Source organism: Actinoplanes sp. KI2, from assembly GCF_025630775.1.
In the GTDB taxonomy this organism is placed as follows: domain Bacteria; phylum Actinomycetota; class Actinomycetes; order Mycobacteriales; family Micromonosporaceae; genus Actinoplanes.
In genome coordinates this window covers 1-22,223 of the sequence record NZ_JAOSZE010000082.1, presented here as the reverse complement: position 1 = coordinate 22,223, position 22,223 = coordinate 1, and the positions used below count along the sequence as shown (strand labels likewise).

At 68.6% G+C, this 22,223-nt stretch carries 19 protein-coding genes and 2 pseudogenes; 8 read left to right on the top strand and 13 right to left on the bottom strand.

Annotation, left to right across the window (positions count from 1 at the left end):
* Positions 1–50: 50 nt before the first annotated feature.
* The 5 genes from ODJ79_RS45235 to ODJ79_RS45215 all read right to left on the bottom strand — a co-directional run bounded on the left by ODJ79_RS45235 (position 51) and on the right by ODJ79_RS45215 (position 7,442).
* Entirely contained in the window at positions 51–1,445 is a 1,395-nt protein-coding gene (locus tag ODJ79_RS45235; RefSeq protein WP_263029935.1) for an amino acid permease, read from the bottom strand.
* Between the two features lie 26 nt (positions 1,446–1,471).
* Complete coding sequence (locus tag ODJ79_RS45230) at positions 1,472–4,228, bottom strand: cation-translocating P-type ATPase (protein WP_263029934.1); 2,757 nt, start codon at positions 4,226–4,228, stop codon at positions 1,472–1,474.
* A 31-nt stretch (positions 4,229–4,259) separates the two neighbouring features.
* Complete coding sequence (locus ODJ79_RS45225) at positions 4,260–5,480, bottom strand: arginine deiminase (RefSeq protein WP_263029933.1); 1,221 nt, start codon at positions 5,478–5,480, stop codon at positions 4,260–4,262.
* A 117-nt stretch (positions 5,481–5,597) separates the two neighbouring features.
* Positions 5,598–6,893 (bottom strand): APC family permease, encoded by a 1,296-nt coding sequence (locus ODJ79_RS45220; protein ID WP_263029932.1) that lies wholly within the window; start codon positions 6,891–6,893, stop codon positions 5,598–5,600.
* 216 nt (positions 6,894–7,109) lie between these two features.
* Entirely contained in the window at positions 7,110–7,442 is a 333-nt protein-coding gene (locus ODJ79_RS45215; protein WP_263029931.1) for a hypothetical protein, read from the bottom strand.
* Between the two features lie 178 nt (positions 7,443–7,620).
* Between ODJ79_RS45215 and ODJ79_RS45210 the strand changes: the two genes are divergently transcribed.
* Positions 7,621–8,001, top strand: coding sequence for a hypothetical protein (locus ODJ79_RS45210; RefSeq protein ID WP_263029930.1), 381 nt, complete (start codon positions 7,621–7,623; stop codon positions 7,999–8,001).
* Positions 8,002–8,204: 203 nt separating this feature from the next.
* On the opposite strand, the gene ODJ79_RS45205 is transcribed toward ODJ79_RS45210, so the two are convergent.
* Together ODJ79_RS45205 and ODJ79_RS45200 are read right to left on the bottom strand one after the other, a co-directional pair.
* Positions 8,205–8,576 (bottom strand): STAS/SEC14 domain-containing protein, encoded by a 372-nt coding sequence (locus tag ODJ79_RS45205; RefSeq protein ID WP_263029929.1) that lies wholly within the window; start codon positions 8,574–8,576, stop codon positions 8,205–8,207.
* Positions 8,577–8,833: 257 nt separating this feature from the next.
* The gene (locus tag ODJ79_RS45200) at positions 8,834–10,420 is read right to left on the bottom strand and encodes an MFS transporter (protein ID WP_263029928.1); all 1,587 of its coding nucleotides are present in this window, start codon (positions 10,418–10,420) and stop codon (positions 8,834–8,836) included.
* A gap of 376 nt (positions 10,421–10,796) precedes the next feature.
* On the opposite strand from ODJ79_RS45200, the gene ODJ79_RS45195 reads away from it, so the two are divergent.
* The 5 genes and pseudogenes from ODJ79_RS45195 (at position 10,797) to ODJ79_RS45180 (ending at position 13,433) form a co-directional block, all read left to right on the top strand.
* Positions 10,797–11,225 carry a hypothetical protein gene (locus ODJ79_RS45195; RefSeq protein ID WP_411267447.1) on the top strand — a complete coding sequence of 143 codons (429 nt, stop codon included), beginning with the start codon at positions 10,797–10,799 and terminating at the stop codon, positions 11,223–11,225.
* Positions 11,117–11,511 (top strand): annotated as a pseudogene (locus ODJ79_RS45190) (hypothetical protein); the annotation flags it as partial. The gene ODJ79_RS45195 and the pseudogene ODJ79_RS45190, both read left to right, overlap by 109 nt.
* A 19-nt stretch (positions 11,512–11,530) precedes the next feature.
* Entirely contained in the window at positions 11,531–11,719 is a 189-nt protein-coding gene (locus tag ODJ79_RS47400; RefSeq protein ID WP_411267446.1) for a hypothetical protein, read from the top strand.
* Positions 11,720–12,000: 281 nt separating this feature from the next.
* On the top strand, positions 12,001–12,855 hold the full coding sequence (locus ODJ79_RS45185; RefSeq protein ID WP_263029926.1) for an alpha/beta fold hydrolase: 855 nt from the start codon (positions 12,001–12,003) through the stop codon (positions 12,853–12,855).
* A 257-nt stretch (positions 12,856–13,112) separates the two neighbouring features.
* Positions 13,113–13,433, top strand: a complete 321-nt coding sequence (locus ODJ79_RS45180) for an STAS domain-containing protein (protein ID WP_263029925.1) — start codon at positions 13,113–13,115, stop codon at positions 13,431–13,433.
* A 452-nt stretch (positions 13,434–13,885) separates the two neighbouring features.
* On the opposite strand, the gene ODJ79_RS45175 is transcribed toward ODJ79_RS45180, so the two are convergent.
* Positions 13,886–14,896, bottom strand: a complete 1,011-nt coding sequence (locus ODJ79_RS45175) for a zinc-dependent alcohol dehydrogenase (protein WP_263029924.1) — start codon at positions 14,894–14,896, stop codon at positions 13,886–13,888.
* A gap of 272 nt (positions 14,897–15,168) precedes the next feature.
* On the opposite strand from ODJ79_RS45175, the gene ODJ79_RS45170 reads away from it, so the two are divergent.
* Positions 15,169–15,714, top strand: coding sequence for a hypothetical protein (locus ODJ79_RS45170; RefSeq protein WP_263029923.1), 546 nt, complete (start codon positions 15,169–15,171; stop codon positions 15,712–15,714).
* 492 nt (positions 15,715–16,206) lie between these two features.
* Entirely contained in the window at positions 16,207–17,631 is a 1,425-nt protein-coding gene (locus ODJ79_RS45165) for an APC family permease (protein ID WP_263029922.1), read from the top strand.
* A 127-nt stretch (positions 17,632–17,758) separates the two neighbouring features.
* On the opposite strand, the gene ODJ79_RS45160 is transcribed toward ODJ79_RS45165, so the two are convergent.
* From ODJ79_RS45160 to ODJ79_RS45145, 5 genes and pseudogenes are all read right to left on the bottom strand, one after another.
* Positions 17,759–19,045, bottom strand: a complete 1,287-nt coding sequence (locus ODJ79_RS45160; RefSeq protein ID WP_263029921.1) for a DUF2254 domain-containing protein — start codon at positions 19,043–19,045, stop codon at positions 17,759–17,761.
* Positions 19,046–19,296: 251 nt separating this feature from the next.
* Positions 19,297–20,373 (bottom strand): NAD/NADP-dependent octopine/nopaline dehydrogenase family protein, encoded by a 1,077-nt coding sequence (locus ODJ79_RS45155; RefSeq protein WP_263029920.1) that lies wholly within the window; start codon positions 20,371–20,373, stop codon positions 19,297–19,299.
* Positions 20,370–20,588: an STAS/SEC14 domain-containing protein gene (locus ODJ79_RS47395; RefSeq protein ID WP_411267448.1), complete on the bottom strand. Its 219-nt coding sequence runs from the start codon at positions 20,586–20,588 to the stop codon at positions 20,370–20,372. The genes ODJ79_RS45155 and ODJ79_RS47395 overlap by 4 nt, the downstream gene beginning before the upstream one ends.
* A gap of 418 nt (positions 20,589–21,006) precedes the next feature.
* A complete protein-coding gene (locus ODJ79_RS45150) occupies positions 21,007–21,255 on the bottom strand; it encodes a hypothetical protein (protein ID WP_263029919.1) in 249 nt (82 codons plus the stop codon).
* Between the two features lie 48 nt (positions 21,256–21,303).
* Positions 21,304–22,206: pseudogene (locus ODJ79_RS45145) on the bottom strand (APC family permease).
* Positions 22,207–22,223: the final 17 nt, after the last annotated feature.

The window sequence follows — 22,223 nt, the reverse complement described above, 5'->3', positions numbered from 1 at the left end:
ATTGCGCAGGTTGAACGACATGGCGGATTGCCTCCTATGCGGCGACGTTTTCAGCGGTAGGGCGGTACCGGCGGCGGCGCGGCCATCCGGCTGCGCATGGACAGGTAGACCGGGACGCCGATCAGCAGTGCTCCCCCGGCCATGAGGAACGGGCCCCAGACCACGTACCAGTGGTCCTGGCCGGTGTTGCGCGAGTACCAGACGAACAGGATCGAGAAGATCAGAGCGACGATCGCCACGCCGGCGTCGCGGGCGAACCGCGGCGTGTGCAATTCGCGCCGGTCCTGCAGGCGCCACTTCAGCTGCGCGAGAGCCGAGAAGGCGTACGGGATGGCCGCGGTGATCCCGGTCATCAGCACGAGCGTGTTGAAAACCGTGGCGCCGCTGGTGCCCAGAAAGCTGACCACCATGGCGACGCTGGCCAGCACGGTCGAGGCGATGATGCCGACGGCCGGCACGCCTCTTGAGGAGATCTTGCCGAACGACTGCGGGAAAAGCCCGTCGTTGGCGGCGGCGAGCGGCATCTCGGCGCAGATCATCGTCCAGCCGTTGAGCGCGCCGAACCCGGAGATGATCACGGCTGCGGCCACCAGGTCGCCGGCCCAGTGGCCGCTGCCGGCCATCGCGTTAGCGGCCACCGAGTAGGACGCCTTGTTCTCGTCCAGTGCCAGTTGGGTGGTCGGCACGATGCCGAAGATGGCCACCATCGAGAGCAGGTAGACCACCGCGCTGGCGAGCGTGCCGAACACCGTCGCCTTCGGCACGTTGCGGTCGGGGTTTCGCACTTTGTCGGCGGCGACCGCGGCGGTCTCCACGCCGAGGTAGCTGAACAGGCAGATGGCCATGGCGCTGCCGATCGCGCCGATGGTGCTCTGGCCGCTGACGTTCCACGGAGTGAAGTTGCCGGTGCTGATGAAGAACAGCCCGACGGTCGACATGATCGCCAGCGGGATGAACTTGATGATCGAGGTCCACAGCTGGACGGCGGCCATGCTCTTGGTGCCGACCAGGTTGACCAGGGCCGGGATCCAGAGGCCGACCAGTGCGATCACGATCGACCAGCCGGTCACGCCGTCCTTGTTGATGAAGTACTCGACGTAGAAGACCCAGCCGGTGACGATCGCCGCGTTGCCGGCCCAGGCGGTGATCCAGTACGACCAGGCGTTGGTGAAGCCGGTGGCGTTGCCGAACGCCGCGCGGGCGTACGCGTACGGGCCGCCGTCGGCCGGCAGCCGCCGGGACAGCGAGGCGAACATGATCGCGAGTGCCAGGGCACCGATCGTGGTCAGCACCATGGCCACGATGCTGATCGGGCCGATCCCGGCGAGCGAGTAGGGCAGGTTGAAGATGCCGACGCCGATGATGCTGCCCAGGATCAGGGCGGTGGCCTGGGGCAGGCCCATCGTGCGACCGGACTCGGTTCCTTTCTCGGAAACAGCGACCATGGCTTGCTCCTGGCTCGTGTGGTGGGTCAGGGCCGCACGGGGGTTTGCGGCGTTTCGGGCCGACGGGCGGCGCGTAGCTGGATGAGTTTGTCGATGGCGACCGCGGTGGGCGCGATGAGCGACAGGCCGAGTACGACCAGCCATTGCTGTCCGCTGAGCGAGGTGGTGTCGAGCAGCCGCTGCAGCATGCCCAGCTCCACCGCGGCCCAGGTGAGCGCCCAGCCGAGGATGATCCAGCCGAAGTAGGGGAACAGCGGCGCGGCCCAGGGCACCTCGCGTTCGCGTCGCATGACCAGGCCGATGTTGACGGCGCTGAGCGAGACGACGGCGAACGCCATGGTCATGGCGGCCGAAGGATCGGTGGTGCTGGCGTCTCCGGGTCCCCAGACCAGCACTCCCAGGGCGCAGGCGGCCACGATGAATCCGGTGACGATCCAGCGGATGACCTGCGGCGGGTTGACGATCTTGGTGCCGGGTGCGCGCGGTGGCCGTTGCATGACGCCGGGGTCCGGCACATCGACGATGAAGCCGATCACCACGGTGATGACGACAAAGAACTTGGCGAACAGCAGCTGTAGCGGAAACAGGGCCACGCCCTGATTGATGTTGAAGATGGTGGCGAGCACCATCAGTTGCAGCACCGATGACAGGATGCTGAGCTGCAACTTGATGTATGACGATATCCGCCGGTAGATGTCCCGGCCGAGGTCGACCGCGCGGACCAGGGTAGCGAAGTTGTCGTCGCTCAGGACGATCTTGGCGGCCTGTTTGGAGACCTCCGAGCCGCTGCCCATGGCGACGCCGACGTCGGCCTGTTTAAGGGCCGCCGCGTCGTTTACCGCGTCGCCGGTCATCGCCACGACCTCGCCGGACTCCTGCATGAGCCGGGCGAGGCGGAGTTTATCTTCCGGCGCTACCCGGCCGAACACATGCAGCTCGGGCAGCTGGTCGAGGAGTTGCTGGTCGGTGAGCCGGCCAAGTTCGGTGCCGGTGATGACGCCGGGGCCGAGGCCCAGTTCGTCGGCGATGGCGCGGGCGGTCACGGTGTGGTCGCCGGTGATCATGCGGACATCGATGCCGGCGGCGAGTGCGGCGCGGACGGCGTCCTTCGCCTCGGTGCGCAGCGGGTCCATGATCCCGACCAAGGCCACCATCACGAGGTCGCCGACCGCGGACTGCGGGTCCACGGCCGCGGCGGACATCGCGGCGTCGTCGAGGTCGCGCACGGCGAAGGCGAGCACGCGCAGCCCCTGCTCGGAGAGCTGCCGGTTGGCGTCCAGCAGTTCGCTACGGACGTTCTCCACCGGCACCAGCTCGCCATGCCACAGCGCCAGGCTGCAGTGGTCCAGCACGACGTCGGGGGCGCCCTTCACGGTCATGAAGTGCGGTTGGGTCAAGATGCCGCCGGTCAATCGGCCGGGCCGATCGTGCAGGGTGGCCATGTACTTGTACTCGGAGTCGAACGGGACTTCGGCGCGGCGGGGCAAAGCCTGGCGCGTCTGTTCGGCGTCGACACCCATCTTCGCCGCGAGCACGACGAAGGCCGCTTCGGTGGGATCACCGATCACGGTGCCGTCCTCGCCGACCGTGGCGTCGGTGCAGAGCGTGAGGCCCAGCGCCAGCCGGCGGAAGTCCGGTGATTCCTCGCCCGCCGAGCCGAGGATCGCGCCGGACTTGCGGTAGCCGGAGCCTTCGATACGGAACCAGTCGCCGCCGGCGAGCATCGTCGTGGCGGTCATCGCGTTCATGGTGAGCGTGCCGGTCTTGTCGCTGTTGATGACCGTCGTCCCGCCGAGGGTCTCGACGTCGGTCAGCGACCGGACCACCGCCTTGGCCTCGGCCAGGTGTCGCGCTCCGGAGGAGAGCATGGCCTGCACGAACGTGGGCAGGCCGGTGGGGATGGCCGAGATCGCGGTGGAGACGCAGAGCAGCAGCAGGGTGGCGATCTCCTGGCCGCGGATGATGCCGGCCACCGCGATCACCGCGACGGCCAGCCACGCGATCAGGCCGAACACCTTGGTCATGCCGTCCAGTTCGCGTTGCAGCGGCGACCGGGTGCGCTCGGTGCCGGTCACCATGCCGGCGATCTGGCCCATCTCGGTGGCCTGACCGGTCGCGGTGACCACGTAGGTCGCTGTGCCCCGGGTGATCTGAGTGTTCTGGAAGACGAGGTTGGTGCGGTCGCCGAGGGCGGTTTCGCCGTCGGGCAGTTCCCTGCGGTCCTTGCTCACCGGGGCGCTTTCCCCGGTGAGCGCGGCTTCCTGCACTTCCAGCGTGGCGCAGGTGAGGATCCGGCCGTCGGCCGGCACGACGTCGCCGGCTTCCAGGAGCACGATGTCGCCCGGCACGAGACCCGTCGACGGGATCTGCTCGACCCGCCCGGCCCGCCGCGCCCGGGCTTGCGGAACCTGGAGCTGGGCGAGGGCGTCGACGCTGGCGCGCGCCTTGAGCTCCTGGTTGGAGCCCATCACCACATTGAACGTGACCAGCGCCAGCACCACGGCCGCGGTGGCGATCTGCCCGATGACCAGGCTGGCGACACCGACGATCAGCAGCATGACGTTCATCGGGTTGGTGATCTGCCCGCGGGCGACCGTCCACCGATTGGGCGGCGGCTCCGTCGGCAGCTCGTTAGGGCCGTACTCGCCGAGCCGCCGGGTGACCTCGTTCTCGTCCAGGCCCTGCGCCGCGTCGACACCAAGTCGCTGAGCGGCCGCATCCGCGGGCAACGTGTACCAGGACACCCGCTGCGGGACGGACGGGCTGGGTTCGACGATCGTCATCTCGGCTCCCCGGGGGTCGGAGCAGGTGCGCCTAGAATGCTGCGTCGCGCTGCAGCGGGCAGGTCATGCAGTGCGAACCACCCCGGCCGCGGCCCAGCTCGAAGCCCTCGATCGTGATCACCTCGATGCCTGCCGTGCGCAGTGCGGCGTTCGTGGCGGTGTTGCGCTCGTAGGCGACCACCACCCCGGGTTCGAGTGCGACCACGTTGTTGCCGTCATCCCACTGTTCCCGCTCCGCGCCGAAGCCGTCGCCGCCGGTCTCGACCACCCGCATCTGCGGCACCCCGAGGACCGAGCCCATCAGCTGCGGCAATGATCCGTGCGCCTCCTCGACGACCAGGTCGTCGGCATCCTCGCCGGGGCGGACGGTCCAGATCCGGGCGCCGGAGACGACCTGCGGGAACGCGGTGACCAGGTCGCGGTCGCACATGGTGATCACCGTGTCGAGATGCATGTAGCTGCGCGACTTCGGCAGAAGCACCGCCAGCACGATGCGCGCCGATCCGGCGCGGAACAGGGATCGGGCGATCCACAGCACGGCCTGCGGAGTGGTCCGCTCACCCATTCCGATCATGACAGCGCCGTTGCCTATCGGCTGCACGTCGCCGCCCTCGACGTGGGCGCGGCCCCAGTCCTCCTCCGCGCCGCCGAGCCAGATCGGGAACTTCTCCGCAGTGAACATCGGGTGGAAGCGGTAGATCGTCTCGACGATCATCGTCTCCGGCTTGCGGGCCGGCTTGGTCATCGGGTTGATCGTGACGCCGTCGTAGATCCAGCACGACGGGTCGCGCTGGAACAGGAAGTTGGGCAGCGGCGGCAGAAGCATCGTGGTCGGCGAGGCCGACTCCCACACCAGCCCGAGGTCCCGGGCCACGTCGGTCTTGGTGATCCCGCCGATCAGGAAGTCCGCGACCAGCGCGGGTTCCGCCTCGCCGACCCAGTCCCGGGCCCGCTGCGACGCGCCGATCCCGACTTCACGCTCGCCCAGGATGTGCTGGCCGACCCAGTCCCGGGCGGCCGGCTCCGCGAGTGCCTCGGCGAACAGCCGCTCGGCCTCGAGTACCTCGACGCCACGCTCGCGCATCGCCGCGCAGAACGCGTCGTGCTCCGCTTCCGCCCGCTCGACCCACAGCACGTCGTCGAAGAGCAGCTCCTCCGCGTTCGACGGGGTGAGCCGGGTATGTTCTCGTCCCGGCCGATGCACCATGACCTTGCGCAGCTTGCCGACCTCGGAATGCACGCCGAACGCCATGCCGATCACCTCGTCATCCGATCCCAGGGCCCGGGCATACCTGGCTGCCCAGCACGTCTTCAATGTCGCCGGGCGACCGGGGCCGTCCCTCATCTCTCGGGGATGAATTTGCGCCGGTCAATCGGCCCTTGCTGATCGCCGTTTCCACCCGAGGTCGATGCAGGCGCTGAGCCCGACGACGGCCAGCAACGTCACCACCGAGGCCGGCTCGTGGATCAGGTCGGTGAGCACGAATGTCAGCAGCACCACCCCGGCCGCGGCGATCGCGAGGACCAGCATCGCCGTGTTGGCTCCGGTCTCGCTGCGGACGCGGAAATGCGCCGCACTGACCAGAATGAAGATCATCAGCGCGACGGCGGAGCCGATCGAGGCGATCGCGGTCAGCCGGAACAGAATCACCAAGACCAGACACGCGCCGGCCTCCAGGAAAAGACCGACCGGCAGCCGCCCGCCGCCCAGCCGACGCCCCATCACCGGCGGGAACTGCCCCGTGGCCACCAGCCGTTCAGACAGCCCGGCCGCCGGATACAGCCCGGCATTGGTAGCACCGGCGGTGGCGAACAACGCCGTGATGGCCATCAACGTGTAACCCGCGTGCCCCAGCGACGGCTCTGCCGCCACCGCGATCGCGGTCGCCCCGGACTCGATCACCTCGTGCACGGCCAGCGTGCCGAACACACCCAGCGCGATCGCGACGTAGATGGTCGTGGCGATACCCAGCGCCAGGAACATCGCCCGCGGCAACTGACGCGAGGGACGCTCGAGATCCTTCGCGGTGAACGTGATGATTCCGAAGCCCAGGAACGCGAAGAAGGTCAGCGCCACGCTCGAGACGATGTCCCGCAACGGCGGATAACCGGACGGCGCCAGCAACGACGGGTCGGCGTTCACCAGAGTCACGATCGAGAACACCACCAGAATGCCCAGCACGACATACACGATCACCGTCTGCGCCCGCGCGACCAGCGTCGAACCGACCACGTTCACCGCAGTCATCACCACAATGATCAGCACGGCGAAGACCTTGGCCCATCCCGCGTTCTCGCCGGTGAAGACCGCACTCGCGTAATCTCCGAACGACACCGCCACCATCGCGGTCACGATCGCATTGGCGACATACGTCAGCCAGGCGGTGATCCCGGTCAGGTGCCCGTCCCCGAAACCCTTCGCCACGTACTCCAGCAGACCGCCGGCCGTCGGGTAACGAGCGCCCAGCCGGGCGAATGAGTATCCCTGCAACAGCGCGACCGCGCCCGCGATCACGAACGACACCCACACCGCGGAACCGGCCACCTCGCCGGCCGCACCGAGCAACGAGAAAATCCCGGCGCCGACCATCGCACCCACACCGATGAACGCCGCCTGACGGATCGACAGGTAAGCCCTTCGGCCCTGCTCTTCCTGAATGGACATCCGCGACTCCCGCTCAACGTGCAGCCGATGGCTACGCTGCAAGCCAGTGCCACCACCCCCGCAGAGGCGGCCCTATTCACCATTGCTGACCTGCGACAAGACACATCATCCCGAGCGGATGGCAACGTCCGCGCGAGCCGCCCTGTCAAACGAGACAAGTCCCGCGCGACGAAAGACAGGCCTCGCTGCTCTACGACAGCGAGTGCCGTAGGTCGATCACCCGGCCGTACCAGACTGGGTCTCGTTCGGTAGGTGGGCACGTCTGCCGTGCGCGGTGGGCCGCCATGGCAGGCGGCCGGCCAGAACGAGCAGTTCGCTCGACAGCCGGTGGGCGAGCAGGAGTTGCGGCGCGACGGCTGGAGTCAGCAGCGAGACGAGGCCGCATCGCTGGCAGTACCAGCAGTGTCGCCACAGCCACCGGGCCCGGCTGACATCGCGTGCGCTGGTCGTGGCGCGGCGGCGCAGCACCGACAGCAGGCCGACGATCAGACCGAGACCAACGACGGATCCTGCGATCTGCGCCCGCTGCCGCAGCCACAACCTCGGCACCACCGGGCAGCTCAGGCAATGGCGCGGCCGGCAACCGCAGCGCGCCGCGGCTGCCACCCGAGAACGTATCCGTCAACGCGTCCAGGCACGCCCAAGCGCGCGGATACCGCACAGCCAGCCCGGCGAACGGACTCGGGCCGAGATAGCCGACCGCCTGGCGGCGACGGGCGGGAAGAAAATGCGACAGCGGACCGGCCGCGTACTCGGTGATCGCGACGATGCCCTCACGCAGCGGACCGTCATGGTGAGCCTGCTCCAGCAGACTGTTACGCACGACGAGAGTGAGCTGCGCCTTCACAGCCAGCGACGAGTCGACCGGCCGGTGATCGAACACCTCCTCGACGAACGGAGCGATCAGCACGTCCTGCTCGCGCTGCGGCAGTACGGCCAGCGCCTCGGCTCGCTGCAACACGTCCACACCGATGCGATGAGCGAGTTCCTCGTCCCCCTGGTTGCAGACATCAAGCTGCTCCCGGCAGGCAAGGGCAGCCGCCGCCCCTTCGGCCGGCACCGCCTCGACCGGCGGTGGAAGTTCGGCGGCGAATACGACGCGGCATGACCGCGTTGGCGCGAAGTTTCAGAGATTCACTCATGCCTGCCGCGGCGATCTGCAGTCAACCGGCGGACGGGATCAGGCCCGTCCGACCAGCAGTTGCGTGTTGAGCGCCGATGCGGCCGGTCAAGACGGACAGCTTCGGCACCCAAGCAGGCGGCGTGCGATCACGCTGAGGTGCTATCCGCCGATCGGCCGGTCGCGTCCGGCTATTCCAGCGTCGCCGCGGCCCACGCGATGGCGTCGTCCCTTTCGCTTGAGCCGAACGCCTTGACTTCGCCCGGGACGGCCCAGGCGAACATCCGCAGCCCGTCCCTCATCCACGCATGGTCGGTCACCAGCGCGATCCGTTCCCACGCGCTCCAGTCCCGGATCCCCATCTTCAGGTCCTGCCAGACCGCTCCGGGTTCCATGCCCTCGAACGCGCCCGCGAAGAGCAGCACTATGCGGATCTTCCCGCCGCCCTCGATCGCGGCAGCCAGGGCGGGAGCAAGGACCTCGGTGTAGTCCTCGGCCCTGAGCTTGCCGACCGCCTCCACGCCCAGAACCCCGTCCGGCATCTCATCCAGTACTCGTATCACCGCTCCCTCCTCGACAAGAAGCTTTGCGCGGCCCGTGTGGCACGTTATCCTGATCGGCCGCCTGTACGAATAAACTCATGCTGTCTGAACTGCGCGGATGAGACTCCAGCGCCCCGAGGGCGGGCGTGAGCACCGCGTTGCCGCTGCAGGGGAGTTAGCTGCCCGCGGCGGCGATGGCCGGGATGCAGGTCATGAGGGCAGCACGACGAAGGTCTTCCTCGGCCGGGCATGTGAGCATGTGGCCGGTTCAGGGCGGGTCAGCGGGCGGAGAACAGGTGGGTGGCCTGGCCGGGGCCGTCGGTGAGGGACTCGGCGTACTCCTCCGCCTCACGGTCCACGCCGGTCAGCCGGCCGGTGTGTTGACGCAGGTGCTCCTCCCACCTGGGTACCAGGTAAGCCTCGACGAACCGGCTTGGTTCCTCGCCGTCGCGAAACAGGCCCCAGCGCACCGCCCCGGTCTCCAATCGGCCGAGCCGGACCGCCTCCATCGCCGCGACGAATGCCTCTTCGTTCGCCGTGGCGACATGGTATGAGACCGTGACCAGGATCGGGCCGTCGTCGTCCGAGGGCACGAGCAGGAGGTGCGGCTCAGGCCAGTACACGGCCGGCTCGCGGTTCATCCCGGCCGTGTCCGGCATCGGCCACCGGCGCAGGGTCAGCACGCCGGCGGCCATCACCACGGCGGCCGCCAGGTAGGTGACCTCCAGGCCGACGGCGTCGGAGAGCGCACCCCAGGCGAGGGCGCCCGCGGCCTGTGCCCCGGCGCAGACCATCTGGTAGATGGCCAGCCCGCGGGCCCGGACCCAATAGGGCAGGAACAGCTGCAAGGCGGCGTTGACGTTGGAGAAGATCAGAATCCACGCCACACCGGCGGGCACCAGCGCTACCACGGCGGCAACCTCGGAGCGGACCAGCGCGAGGACGGCGAAAATCAGGGTGAACACGACGCAAGCGATCATCAGCAGCCGGTTCACCGACCAGCTGGCGCGCAGCCGCGGCAGCAGCAGCGCACCGGCCACCGCGCCGACGCCGACCGCTGCCAGCAGGAGGCCGTAGCCGCCCGGCCCCAGGCCGAGACGATGGCCCGCGACCAGCGGGAGCAGCGCCCAAAGGGCGCTGCCGGGCACCAGGAACAGCCCCGCGCGCAGCAGGATGCGGCGGACCACCGGCGAGTGCCGCACGTAGCGTTCGCCGGCCCGGACCGCGGCGGCGAAGCGCTCGGGCGCGTCGGCGTAGTCGGCGGCCGGGGGGCGCCAGCGCCACAGCACCACCGCGAAAAGGACGAAGGCCAGCGTGTTCAGGCCGAACACCACGCCTACCCCGCTCTGCGCGATGAGCACGCCGGCCACCGCGGGGCCGACGGCCCGGGCGAGATTCAGGCCGACAGCGCCCAGCGCCGATGAGTTGGCGAGCTGCGAGCGCGGCACCAGGTCGGGGATCAGGGCCTGCCAGGCCGGGGTGGTCAGCGCCTGCCCGGCGCCCAGCACGAAGGTCAACGTCAGCAGCAGGGCCGCCGGCATGCGCCCGGCCAGGGTCAGCACGGTGAGCACCGCGCCGACCCCGGCCAGGAAGCATTGCACGGCGATGAGCATCTGCCGCCGGTCGAGGGTGTCGGCCAGCGCGCCCGAGGGCAGCGCGAAGAGCACGATCGGCAGCGTGCTGGCCGTCTGCACGAGGGCGACCAGCGTGTCGCTGCCGGACTGCGCGACCAGCAGCCATTGCGCCCCGACCGTCTGCATCCAGGTGCCGATGTTCGCGACCAGCAGCGCCAGCCACAGGCTGCGGTAGGCCGCGATGCGCAGCGGCGCCCAGGCCGAGGGCGACGCGGCCGCTGAGGCGCTCACACCGTAGGTCTACCCCATTCCGATCAGCAAGACCGGGGAAGTAGCGGGATGGCTGCACGCGCCTCGACGGCCTGTCCCATCCAACGGAATCGCTAAGATCCACGATGTAGGGCACGTTCATCCGTACGCGGCTGGGACGTTGACCAGGACGCCGACAGGCGGTCCAGTTGACGCAACGGCTGTCCCTCAAGATCGGGTTCTGTGCCTGCGGTCCGGGCGGCGGCATGGACGTTGCCATCTTTATGCCCCGAACACCGGTGATGTCCGGGTGTCAGGTGCGACTCTGAGGATCGTGACGAGCCGTGACCCGCATTCGGTCCGCGTCGGCGGTGTGGCCTTGCATCTCGAGCGATTGGTCTACGCGACGGTTGTCGTCATGGCCGTTCTGGCCGCCTATGACGGGTGGGCGGAGCTGTCGTTCCCGGCCGCCGCGGTCGTGGTCATTGCCCCGGTCCTGGCGGTGTGCCTGGCCCACTTCTTCTCGGAGGCGCTGCACGAGCATGCTGCCCGTCAGCACCCGCTCACCCGCGCGGAGTGGGCGGCCATCGCCCGCCGGCAGTTGCCCGTGCTGCTTGTCGCCGTACCCCCGCTGGTGATCCTGGTCATCGGTCGAGCGGCATCGATCAAGGTCGAACGTGAATGGGTCGTCGTCGAAATTACCGGGATGATCATCTTGATCCTCTTGTCGGCCGTCGCCTGCCACCGCGCCGGGCTGCGAGGGGTCAAGCTGGTCCTCGGTTCGCTGGCCGGTGGCTTGGCCGGGTTGATCGTCATCGTCCTGCAGGTCACCCTCAAGCCGCACTGACGACAGCGAGCCCCGAGAAACAGCGGCGATCGTGTCGAGCGCGGTACCTGCGCCGGCACGTGCCCGACCTTCGAGTACGGGTGGTCAACGTGGTGGATCTCATGCGGCTGTTCCCGGCCCGGCACACCCGCACGGCACCACCGAGCGGGAGTTCACCGACCTGTTCACCGCGGACCGGCCGATCGTGTTCGCGTTCCACGGCTACCAGCGGGCGATCCACGAGATCGTGCACGGGCAGCCCGACGTCGACCGCATCCACGTGCGCGGCTTCAAACGAGCAGGGCACCACGACCACCCCCTTCCAGATGGTCGCGATGAACGAGATGAGCCGCTTCCACCTGGCCGCCGAGGCGATCCGCCGCACCCCGCGGCTGGCCGACCGCCCGCCCGCGCTGATCGCCGAGTGCGAGGCGCGCATCTCCGAAGCCGCCTCGTACGCCCGCGAGCACTTCGAGGACCAGCCCGAGATCCGCGATTGGATGTGGACCGACTGACAAGCGCCGACGCCACCGACGGCCCGGCCGGTGCCGCGTCATCCGCCGAAAATGGTAGATATCGGGCCACGAGACGGCACCATCCCCCAGCAGACGGGCGCAGGGGCGTTCGGCAGTTGCTCGCGTAGGGTCTGGCCGGCTGGGAACCGTCAGTCGGTGATCGGTGCCTGCTACCGCTCTCCGCGTTGTCGATGACGACTCCAGCGGGTCGTGCCGGGCCGACCATCGGATCCTTCCCGGCGAATGAGGCCGGGCCTGCGACGGCCGCAGACAATCGCGAAGTGGCTGAAGCGAGCTGGCGTGAGCTCCGGATCAAGGTCCACGGGCGTCCGGTGTTCGTCCGCATGGGTCCCGAGGTGTCCGATGCGATTCCACTCGTGCACGTGCACGGCTTCGCCGTATCCGGACGGTACCTGCTGCCGACCGCCAGGAAACTGGCCCATCGCGCCACGGCGATAGTCCCCGACTTACCGGGCTATGGCCGAAGCGCGGCCTGGGGACATGCGCTCGGCATCTCGTCGCTGGCCTGGATACTGCTGGAAATTCTCGACACGCTCGATCTCGAACGGGTATTCCTGATCGGCAACTCCATGGGCGGCCCGATATCCCTGGAGGTGGCGCACAACGCACCCGAACGAGTGGCCGGAATCGTGCTCGCCTCGCCCGCGGGCGGAATGCACAACCAGCCGCTCGGCCGCGCCCTCGTGCAACTTGCCCGCGACGTGCGCCGCGAGGGCCGCCACCTGATACCCGTCATGCTGCCCGACTATCTCCACTTCGGCCCGCTGAACGCCCCGCACCTGTTCGGCGAACTCATGCGGTTCCCGTCACTCGAACGTCTGCTGCGCACGCCGGTGCCCACGCTCGCCGTGATCGGCGGCCGCGACCCGCTGATGCCGCCGCCGTGGCGGGTGCGGGAACTCGGCCGGCTGGCACCGCCGCATCTGAAGGTCGCCGTGATCGACGGCGCGGCGCACGCGATGAACTTCAGCCACCCGGGCGAGCTCGCCCACGTGATCGGCTGCTGGCTCGACGGCCGTGATATCCCCCCGGCCATGAATGCCCACCTCCGAAGCCGGCGTGCTCCTGCAACGCCGGCGCCACCGCGGCCGCCACCACGGCGAAGGTCGAGGTGAGTGTTGCGCTGATCGAATCATGATCCCGCGTAACCGGAGGATAATTGCGAGTATGCAGCCGGTCAGCTATCGCCGGGCAACGCGGTTGTCGCGTTGTGGAGGGTTCGTTGCAGCGTTGCCCGGCACGGCGCGTGCCTGCGGCGCCCGGGCCCGGTGCACGGCCGGCTCAGTACGCGCGATCTCGGCTCGGATCATCTGCCACGGGCAGACTCGGGCCTACTGGCGAGGCTGCGAATCCCGGAGGATGTGAGCACTGCATGCGCCCGATCGCGATCAAGCGCACCGTCGTCAACGACGGGGTCGTCCGGCTCGCCGTTTCCGGTGACGTCGACATAGACAGCTGTGACGTGCTGGCCACGATGATCCGCTACGCCGTCACCGTCGAGCGTGTCGCCGAGCTCGTCGTGGACCTCGAGCGGGTCAGCTACCTGGACTCCGGCGCCATCAGGGCGCTCGTCGAGGGTCACCACCTGGCCACCGAGCACGGCGTGGCCTATCAAGTCATCAACCCCGACGGCAGCGCGCACCGAGCGCAAGACGTCAGGACCGGCCTGCAGCCGTTCACCGAACCGCGATAGGAAGCGACCGCGTGGTCTTGCACGGTTTCGGGCTTACCCGAACCGGCGGTGTGCGAGGCCGCGGGCCGGTGTGGTGGAGCGGGTAGCCGCAGAGCACTCCGAGGGCGATCGCGATCATCGAGCCGACGGCGGAGATGACCTCGTGGGCGCCGGCGGGGTCGCCGCGGCCCAGGTATTTGGTGACTCCGATGACGCTCAGTGCTCCCGGTACGAGCAGCCAGAAGGCGGGCATGAAGGAGACCAGTGCCGGGGTCCGGGGGGGGGAGGCGTTCGACCAGGTAGGCCAGCCGACGGTCCTCGACGAGGTTGACGGCCTCACCGGAGGCCGTGAGCACGCTGCCGAGGTCGAGCAGGAACCGCTGCACCTGCTGGACGTCCTCCTCGGCGGCGCCCGGCTGTCCGGGAGAAGTCTCGACCATCCGAGGTCCGTCTCGCTCCTCGCGCGATCCGGGTCAAAACTCCAGGACCAGCCGGGCCGGTACCTTCCCGGCCAGCACATCGTCGAAGCAGGAGTTGATGTCGTCGAGTTTGCACCCGGCGGCGACCACTCGCGTGCGGCCTGCCTTGTGCAGCTGGAACACCTCGGCGAGATCCTGCCGGGTGCCGACGATCGAGCCGATCACCGAGATGCCGAACAGGACGGTCTCGAAGATGGGCAGTGTCATCGTGCCGTCGGCGGGCAGTGCCACGCAGACCAGCCGGCCGCCCCGGCGAAGGCTGTGGTACGCCTGCTGGAACGACTGCGGGGCGGCGGCCAGCGCGACCGCGACGTCGGCGCCACCGAGCTTCTTGATCTCCTCCACCGGATCCGACGTTTTCGCGTTCACCACGTGGTCCGCACCCAGCTCCCTGGCCAGATCCAGCTTCGGCTGCTCCACGTCGACACCGATCACGATGCCGCCGACGATCCGGACGTATTGCAGTGCGAGGTGTCCCAGGCCGCCGATGCCGAAGATCGCCACTCGCTCCGCCGGGCGTACGCGGGCCACCTTGATGGCCTTGTAAGTGGTGACCCCGGCGCAGGTCAGCGGGGCGGCGTCGAACGCGGTGACACCGTCGGGGACCGGCACCGCGTATCGGCCGTCGGCCAGCGCGTACTCCGCGTAGCCGCCGTTGATCGAATAGCCGGTGTTGGCCTGCTGTTCGCAGAGGGTCTCCCAGCCACTGATGCAGTAGTCGCAGTGTCCGCAGGCACGGCCGAGCCAGGGCAGCGCGACGCGCTCGCCGACGTGACGCCAAGTATCGCCAGGTCCCGTGGCCTCGATGACACCGATACCCTCGTGGCCGGGAATGAACGGAAGTGTCGGCTTTACCGGCCAGTCGCCGTGTGCGGCGTGAATGTCGGTATGGCAGATGCCGCTCGCCTCGAGCCGAACGAGGATCTCGTTGACGCCCGGTTCGGGCTTGGCCAGTTCCTGGATCTGAAGCGGCGCCTTGAACTCCGTGACGACCGCAGCCTTCATGACGTTCGGCCCCTTCCTGGACGTTGCCCCTGCCGGAATGTGCCCATGGACAGATCCCTTGCCCGGTCGATGATTGGTTCTGAGCAGATCAATCCTTCCCGGCGGCGCCGTACGCCGTCCCGCGTTTTCGTCAAGAAGCGGGGGTCGCGCCTGACCCGATCGGCAGATCAGGCTGATGCTCTGCGGAGGGCCGGGCGACGTGCATACGATCACTGCGGTGCAGTGGCGTACGCCAGGTAGTTCGACTACTACCCGGGGTAAGGACGGAAGAGATGGCTATCGACACGTTCATTGCCTTCGCGGCGGTGTATCCCGATGTGGCCGCCGCCGAGGCCGACTACGACGCGGTGAAGGAGTTGCACACCAAGGCCGGTCTGATCGATGCCTACGACGCCGCGGTGGTGCAGCGGCGCCCGGACGGCAAGGTGAAGATCACCAAGAGGCACGAGACTCCGACCCGGGTCGGCGGCGTGCTGGGCGGCGGTTTCGGGCTCGCTACCGGCCTGGTGGTGGCGTTGTTCCCGTTCGCGGCGGTCGGCGGTGGCATGTTGGCGGCGGCGACAGCGAGCGGAGCGGTGCTCGGCACCGTGGCCGGTCACGCCGCGGCCGGGATGAGCCGGCACGACCTCAAGGAACTGGGCGAGCAGCTCGATGCGGGCCAGGCCGGGCTGGTCGTGGTCGCGGTGGCCGACATGCGGGCCGGCGTCGAAGCCGCGCTGCTGCGGGCGGAGAAGATCTCGGCCAAGCAACTGAAGGCGGACACCGCCGAGATCGAACAGGATGCCAAAGACGCGAGCCGGGAGAAGGTTTCCGCCTGAACGGTGGCGCAGCGGCCATGCCGCTCAGAAACACAGACCATGCTGGACGCGATCAGCGGCCACCGTCCTGATCGGACTGCTGTCGCGGTGATCGTCCAGCTAGGGGAGAGCGCGCTCAGCGGACCACCCCAGGTGGCCGTGCCGCACAGCGCCGATTCGTCCCGCCGGCCGGACACGGCGCCGGCTCAGCCCCGCCCAGAGCCGGCGACCACCGGCGCCCGGAAACCGCCGCTCCCCGAGGCCGATCTTCTGCCGGAAGCGATAGGGATTGTCCATCCATGAACATGACCGATTCAGCGTTCACTGGAGGATCTGGTCGTGATTGGATAGATCCAGAATGCAGACAGGACCATCGCTTCCGCGGTGGGGCAATGTTCGCACCAGGACAGCCGTTGATCTGCGAGTGGACCGGACCGACGACAGCCGGGCAGGGGCGTGCATGTCCGGCTTTTCTCATCTACCAGAGTGGCTTGCGCTGACGAGGTGGGACGAATGACGGACGAGTCGCCGCCCGGACCGGGCCTCCCGGCGGCCACCGGGGCGGGTCAGGCCGCCGGTGCCGACGCCTTCGACGCGACCCACCTCAACCGGGTCATCACCCGGCCGATGCTGACCTTCTTCATCCTCGGCGACGTCCTCGGCGCCGGCATCTACTCTCTGGTCGGCGAGGTCGCCGCCGACGTCGGCGGCGCGATCTGGGCGTCGTTCCTGGTTTCGTTCCTGCTGGCCCTGGTCACCGCGTACGCCTACCTGGAGCTGGTGACGAAGTACCCACGGGCGGCGGGCGCCGCGCTGTACGTGCACCGGGCGTACCACATCGAATTGGTCACCTTCCTGGTCACCGTGGCCGTGGCGGCCTCGGGGCTCACCTCGGCCTCGTTCGCGGCGACCCGCGTCGGCGGTGACTACTGGACGGGCCTGTTCGGCACCGAGCACCCGCCGACCCGGCTGATCGCCATCCTCTGCATCCTGCTGGTCGCGGCCATCAACTACCGCGGCGTCGGCGGCTCCATCAAGATCAACATTGTGCTTACCGTCATCGAGCTCGCGGGCCTACTGTTCATCATCCTGGTCGGGGCAAAAGTGCTGCTCTCCGGGGACGGCGACCCCGCACAGGCCTTCACCTTCCATGGCACCGGATTCGCCGCGCTCACCGGCATCCTCGCGGGGGCCGCCACCGCCTTCTACTCCTTCATCGGTTTCGAGGACTCGGTCAACATGGCCGAAGAGGTCCGCGAGCCCCACCGCAACTTCCCACCGGCGCTGTTCACCGGCCTGCTCGCCGCCGGCGTCATCTACCTGCTGGTCGCCTTCACCGCCGCGATGACCGTGCCGCTGGACGTGCTCATCAAATCGAGCGGGCCGCTGCTGGAGGTCGTGAAGATCGGCTGGCCGGGGCTCCACGCTGACACGATCTTCTCGGCGGTGGCGATGATCGCCGTGTCCAACACCATGCTGATCAACATGCTGATGGCGTCGCGGCTGCTGTATGGCATGGCCAACCAGGGCGTGCTGCCCCGAGCGTTCGCCCGCGTCTCACCCCGCAAGACACCATGGTTCTCGATCGCCGTCACCACAGGCCTGTCCATCCTGCTGATCCTCGCCACCGACGAACTCGGCAACCTGTCCGACACCACCGTGCTGTTGCTGACCGCCGTGTTCCTGCTCGTCAACATCACCGTACTGGTGCTGCGCCGCGACCGTGTCGCGCACCCGCACTTCGTCGCTCCGACATTCCTGCCGATCCTGGGCGCGGCCGTCGGGGCGATCTTCCTGCTGCCGATCAACCGGGCCGCGGAGACTTACCTCATCGCCCTCCTTCTGCTGCTCGGGGGGCTGATCCTGTGGGCGGTCAACCGCGCCTTCGCCAAGCGGCGGGGCACCGCGGTCCCCAAGAAGACTGACATCGAGCCTTAGGCCATCGAAGTTCCTCGGCCGGGGCTTGCCCCGTGTGCCGCGCCCGGGCGTGCCCGCTCAACGTCGCGGCCCCGACAGGCACTGAGCGACCGGTTCGTCGTCGTTTGCTCTCGGCCGGACGGAGAGGTCAGGCGGGCGGCGCGGGGCCGGGAAGCGTCGAGCCGCCGATCCCTTGCCGGTCGGCGCCGGCGGCGAAGGCCCGCTCGGCCGCATCGGTGAAGCTTCGCTGCACGATGGCGTCCAGGGCGGTGAGTTCTGCGGTCACCGCCGACTGCCGGTCCGGTCGTACGATGTCGTGCAGCTCGGCCAGCATCGCGCGAAGTCGCCGGCAGACCTGGGGCGAGGTCGCCCCGTACTGGCGGGTCTCGGTGACCGCGAGGCTCAGGTAATCCTCCCACGCCGGGGACGGGAGTACGACGCGGACCCGGCCGTCCCGATCCCGTATCTGCCGGGGGGACGGGATGTCGGCCTGGCCCAGCGCCTGCATCAGGTCTTCCACGTAGTCGAGCACCTGGGTGGCCGTGGTCGGGTCGTTGACCGCCGGCGACAGGCCGCGGATCGCGATGTCGACCAGGATGCGCAGCGCGAAGGCGGGGTCTTGGTCGATGGTCCGTTCCTGGCCGAGAGCCACCATCGCGGCCAGCCGCCGCCGGCCCGGGGCCCGGCGCGGCCCGTAGACCTCGACCACTGTCGCCCCGGGCGGCACGAAGTCGCCCACGGCGTGGGTGAGGGCGAGCACGCAGTCATGCCGGACGGCCGTGCGGACCAGCTCGCGGTGGTGGACTGCCTGGATCACGCCCGATCGGCGGGATCGTACGGTCAACAGCGGTTTTCCCGTCGTCGGCGACGGGCCGGCAGCGGTCCCGGGCAGCTCTTCCGCGATCGCCAGAACCACTGCGCGGCCAGCAGCCGCAACCTTCGCCGCGACCGCGACCGGGCGCAGCCCGTGCGCGAAGTGCTCGAGGTAGACCAGCAGCAGCAGCACGCTGCCGCCAACGGCGACGCCGGCCACGGTGACCCCGAGGCTGGGAACGGAGTCCTGCTGGATGCGACGCAGCAGCCCGAACGCGAACGCGAAGGTGGCGGTGAGCGCCGCGAGCACGATCTTCTGCATCCGGTCGCGGTACCACAGGCGCATGAACCGGGGCGAGAGGGTTCCGGTCGCCATCTGCACGACCAGGACGCTGATCGTGACGACGAAGCCGAGGAGCCCGATCGCCGCGGCCACGATCGAGGTGAGCACGCTGGACGCGGTATCGGCCGAGTACTGCCAGGCCTCGGGGAGGTGAATGCCGTGTTCCAGCCGCTCGTCGAGCCCTGCCAGCACCACGCCGGCCACTCCGCCCAGCGCCGGCAGGACCCACAGGCTGCCTTTGAGGTACTGGCGGATCCGGAAAATGAGGGCCCAGGACATCGATCACCCGCTTCGGCTGAGCGTGATGAAATCATTCGCCAGACCGAGCCTGCCTCATCCACGAGTAATGAGCGGGCCTAACAGGCGAAGCCAGGTCAACTGGGCCCCAATCTTGGTGACATACCACCAAGAATGGTTTACGGAGACAGCGCGTAGGTATAAGCACACGGTGATCGCGTCGCGTGAGCTGACTTGCTCATCGTGATGGTCATGCGCCTGCGTCAGCGGCCGCGCTCGATCTCCATTCACCGTCAGAGGCTGAGTAGTTGAACCGTGTTCAGTTGGTCGAGTCCCAGCGACTTCATCGTCCGGGCTCCGTCCGCGCGCAGATCGCGGGCGAGTACGACGGACGTCATGGCGATGATCGCGTCCATCGTGGGCGTGGGCACTCCCAGTCGGCGGGCGAGGTCGGTGAAGAATACGAGGCTGTAACCGACGTCTTCGGTCAGGTATCGGGAGTCGACCGTCGCCGGTGCCTTGATCCCGCGGAAGCCGGGGGCGCTGGAGTATCCCGTGGAGTAGTTGTTCTCGGTCATGTAACCCTGCATGACACCGATCTCCGGTTCGGCGAGAAGCTTCACGCCTATCGCCGCGGCGATCGCCAGCCGCTCGTTGTCCACTGCTGCCATCACCCGGCCCACGCTGCGTGTGACGCCCTCCTCGTAGAAGTGGAAGTCGCCACCGGTTCGTTCGAGCAGTGCGGCGTTCATCAGGGTCACCGCGGGATGGATGACCGGGTTCCCGTTCTGCAGGGAGGTTTGAAAAACCGTCGCCGCCTCGGTGGCCGAGGGATAGACCTGCCGGAGGCATTCCAGCAACCGCCCGCTGCCGGATCGGGGGACGGCCGCGGCGAACAGACCTCTGTCGAACTTGTGGAACACGTGCACGTTGCCCGCACCGTCGGAGCGGGATGCGTATGGCAGGGTGCTGGTCTCGCCGACGATGACGGCGTCGTCGTGCACCGCCAGCCCGGCAGCGCGTTTGAAGGCGAGCGCGCCGCCGCACGAGCCGGGACAGATCACGACGATCATCCTGGCGCGCAGATGTGGCGCCAGGGCATGCCCGAACTCCTCGGTGGCGAAGGCGGGCGCGACCGCCAGAACCACCTCGGCGCCCTCCATCGCGGCCGCGACATCCGACCCGCTGTACGCGATCGGGGCGAAGCCCTCCAGCACTCCCCGGCTGGTGATGCCGCCCTTGGCCCGTACAGCTTCGATGTTGTCCGGGTGTTCCGGGTCGGAGTACAGGGTGACTCGGTGGCCGTGCCGGGCCCAGTCGAAGGCGACAGCCATGCCGCCATTGCCCGACCCGACCACCGCCACGTTCATGATTTCTCCCTGGTTGCCGCGGCCCACTCGATGGCTTCCGCCCGGTCTCCGGCTCGGAACGCCCTGACCTCTGCGGGCACGGCCCCAGCGAACATCCGCAGCCCGTCGCGCATCCAGGCATGATCTGTCACGAGCGCGATCCGTTGCCACGCGCTCCAGTTCCGCCGGCCGGTCTCGACGTCCTGCCAGACCGCCCCGCTGCCATACCGGCGAATTCACCGGTGAAGCACAGCACGATCCGGATCCGCCCGCCGTCCCTGGTGGCGGCAGCCAAGGCCGGCGCGAGCACCTCGCTGTAGTCCGCGGAGGTGAGCTTGCCGGCCGCCTCGACGCTTACGACCCCGGCGGGCATCCCGGTAAGAATGTGTATCACTGGCCCTCCACATGCGATGTGCGACCCGCCCCAAGGGCGTCGCCGGCACTCGAAGGATCACGCGATGACGTCAGGGATCCACGCGGCGATGACACAGTGGACACCGCCCGGGGCACGAGTGCCTGACCTGCCCAGATTCTCACCCCTGGGTCCACACACGATTCATCCGCCAAGGGTGAAGCCCGAACGGAGGAGGCGCCGCGGCCGCTGTCTGTCCGGGGCCGGGCGACGGCGGATCCGTCTCTACCCGGCCACGCTGATCAAGATCGTTGGGTGATGGAGTACGGCGGGACCGGCGACGGCCGGGTCAGCTTCGCCCGCATGGACAGGTAGACCGGGATACCGAGGATCAGTGCCGCACCGGCCAGCAGGAATGGCCCCCACACCTCGACCCAGGTCTCGTGACCGGTGTTGCGCGAGTACCAGATGAACAGGATGGAGAAGACCAGCCACTTGATCTGCGCGAGGGCCGAGAAGCCGTACGCGATCGCGGCGGTGATGCCGGTCATCAGCACCAGTGTGTTTGAACACCGCGGCCCCGCTGGTCCCCATGAAGCTCACGGCCATGGCCATGCTGCCCAGCACGGTCGAGGCAAGGATGCCGAAGGCCGGGACCTCGTGCCGGGACAGCCGGCCGAACGCCGAGGGGAAAGGCCGTCGTGCGCCGCCGCCAGCGGCATCTCGGCGCAGATCATCGTCCAGCCGTTCAGGGCGCCGATGCCGGAGATGACGACCGCCAGGGCGACCAGGGTTTCGGCCCACCCGCCGCCGCCCACCATCGCGTCCGCGGCCACCGAGTAGGACGCCTTGTTCTCGTCCTTGGCCAGGTCGGCGGTCGGCACCGTGCCGAACACCGCGATCATCGACAGCATGTAGACCACCGCGGCCGCCAGGGTGCCCAGCACCGTGGCCCTGGGAACGTTGCGTTCCGGGTCGCGTACCTTGGCCGCCGCGACCGCCGACGTCTCCACGCCCAGGTAGCTGAACAGGCACAGCGCCATCGCGCTGCCGATCGCCCGTCCGGTGCTCTGCCCGCTGACGTTTCACGGGTGGAGGTTGCCCGAGCTGACCGCGAGCAGGCCCACCGTCGACATCAGCGCCAGCGGGATGAACTTGATGACCGACGTCCACAGCTGCACGAAGCCCATGTTCCGCACGCTGCTGAGGTTGACCGCCGCCGAGATCCACAACCCGAGCAGGGCGATCACGATGGACCAGTCCGGGATGTGGCCGGTGTTGACGAACTCCTCGACGTAGAACACCCAGCCGGTGGCGATGGTGGCGTTCCCGGCCCATGCCGTGATCCAGTACGACCAGGCGCTGGTGAAGCCGATTCCGTTGCCGAACGCGGCGCGCGCGTACGCGTACGGTCCCCGTCGACCAGCGCGCCGACCATCACGAACAGCCCGGCGAAGAAGATCAGCGTCGGCCACTCCACGTCCCGGCGACCTCCGCGGCATCCAGCCGGGACAGCGCG

Bases quoted from the DNA above. Each gene is read 5' to 3' on its own strand.
- ODJ79_RS47400 (WP_411267446.1), top strand. From the start codon at position 11,531: ATGGTCGCGATGAACGAGATGAGCCGCTTCCACCTGGCCGCCGAGGCG.
- ODJ79_RS45160 (WP_263029921.1), bottom strand. From the start codon at position 19,045: ATGTCCTGGGCCCTCATTTTCCGGATCCGCCAGTACCTCAAAGGCAGC.
- ODJ79_RS45155 (WP_263029920.1), bottom strand. From the start codon at position 20,373: ATGAACGTGGCGGTGGTCGGGTCGGGCAATGGCGGCATGGCTGTCGCC.
- ODJ79_RS45210 (WP_263029930.1), top strand. From the start codon at position 7,621: ATGCGACAGCGGACCGGCCGCGTACTCGGTGATCGCGACGATGCCCTC.
- ODJ79_RS45230 (WP_263029934.1), bottom strand. From the start codon at position 4,228: ATGACGATCGTCGAACCCAGCCCGTCCGTCCCGCAGCGGGTGTCCTGG.
- ODJ79_RS45175 (WP_263029924.1), bottom strand. From the start codon at position 14,896: ATGAAGGCTGCGGTCGTCACGGAGTTCAAGGCGCCGCTTCAGATCCAG.
- ODJ79_RS45195 (WP_411267447.1), top strand. From the start codon at position 10,797: ATGGCCGTTCTGGCCGCCTATGACGGGTGGGCGGAGCTGTCGTTCCCG.
- ODJ79_RS45165 (WP_263029922.1), top strand. From the start codon at position 16,207: ATGACGGACGAGTCGCCGCCCGGACCGGGCCTCCCGGCGGCCACCGGG.
- ODJ79_RS45235 (WP_263029935.1), bottom strand. From the start codon at position 1,445: ATGGTCGCTGTTTCCGAGAAAGGAACCGAGTCCGGTCGCACGATGGGC.
- ODJ79_RS45150 (WP_263029919.1), bottom strand. From the start codon at position 21,255: ATGACCGGCATCACCGCCGCGATCGCGTACGGCTTCTCGGCCCTCGCG.
- ODJ79_RS45220 (WP_263029932.1), bottom strand. From the start codon at position 6,893: ATGTCCATTCAGGAAGAGCAGGGCCGAAGGGCTTACCTGTCGATCCGT.
- ODJ79_RS45180 (WP_263029925.1), top strand. From the start codon at position 13,113: ATGCGCCCGATCGCGATCAAGCGCACCGTCGTCAACGACGGGGTCGTC.
- ODJ79_RS45170 (WP_263029923.1), top strand. From the start codon at position 15,169: ATGGCTATCGACACGTTCATTGCCTTCGCGGCGGTGTATCCCGATGTG.
- ODJ79_RS45225 (WP_263029933.1), bottom strand. From the start codon at position 5,480: ATGGCGTTCGGCGTGCATTCCGAGGTCGGCAAGCTGCGCAAGGTCATG.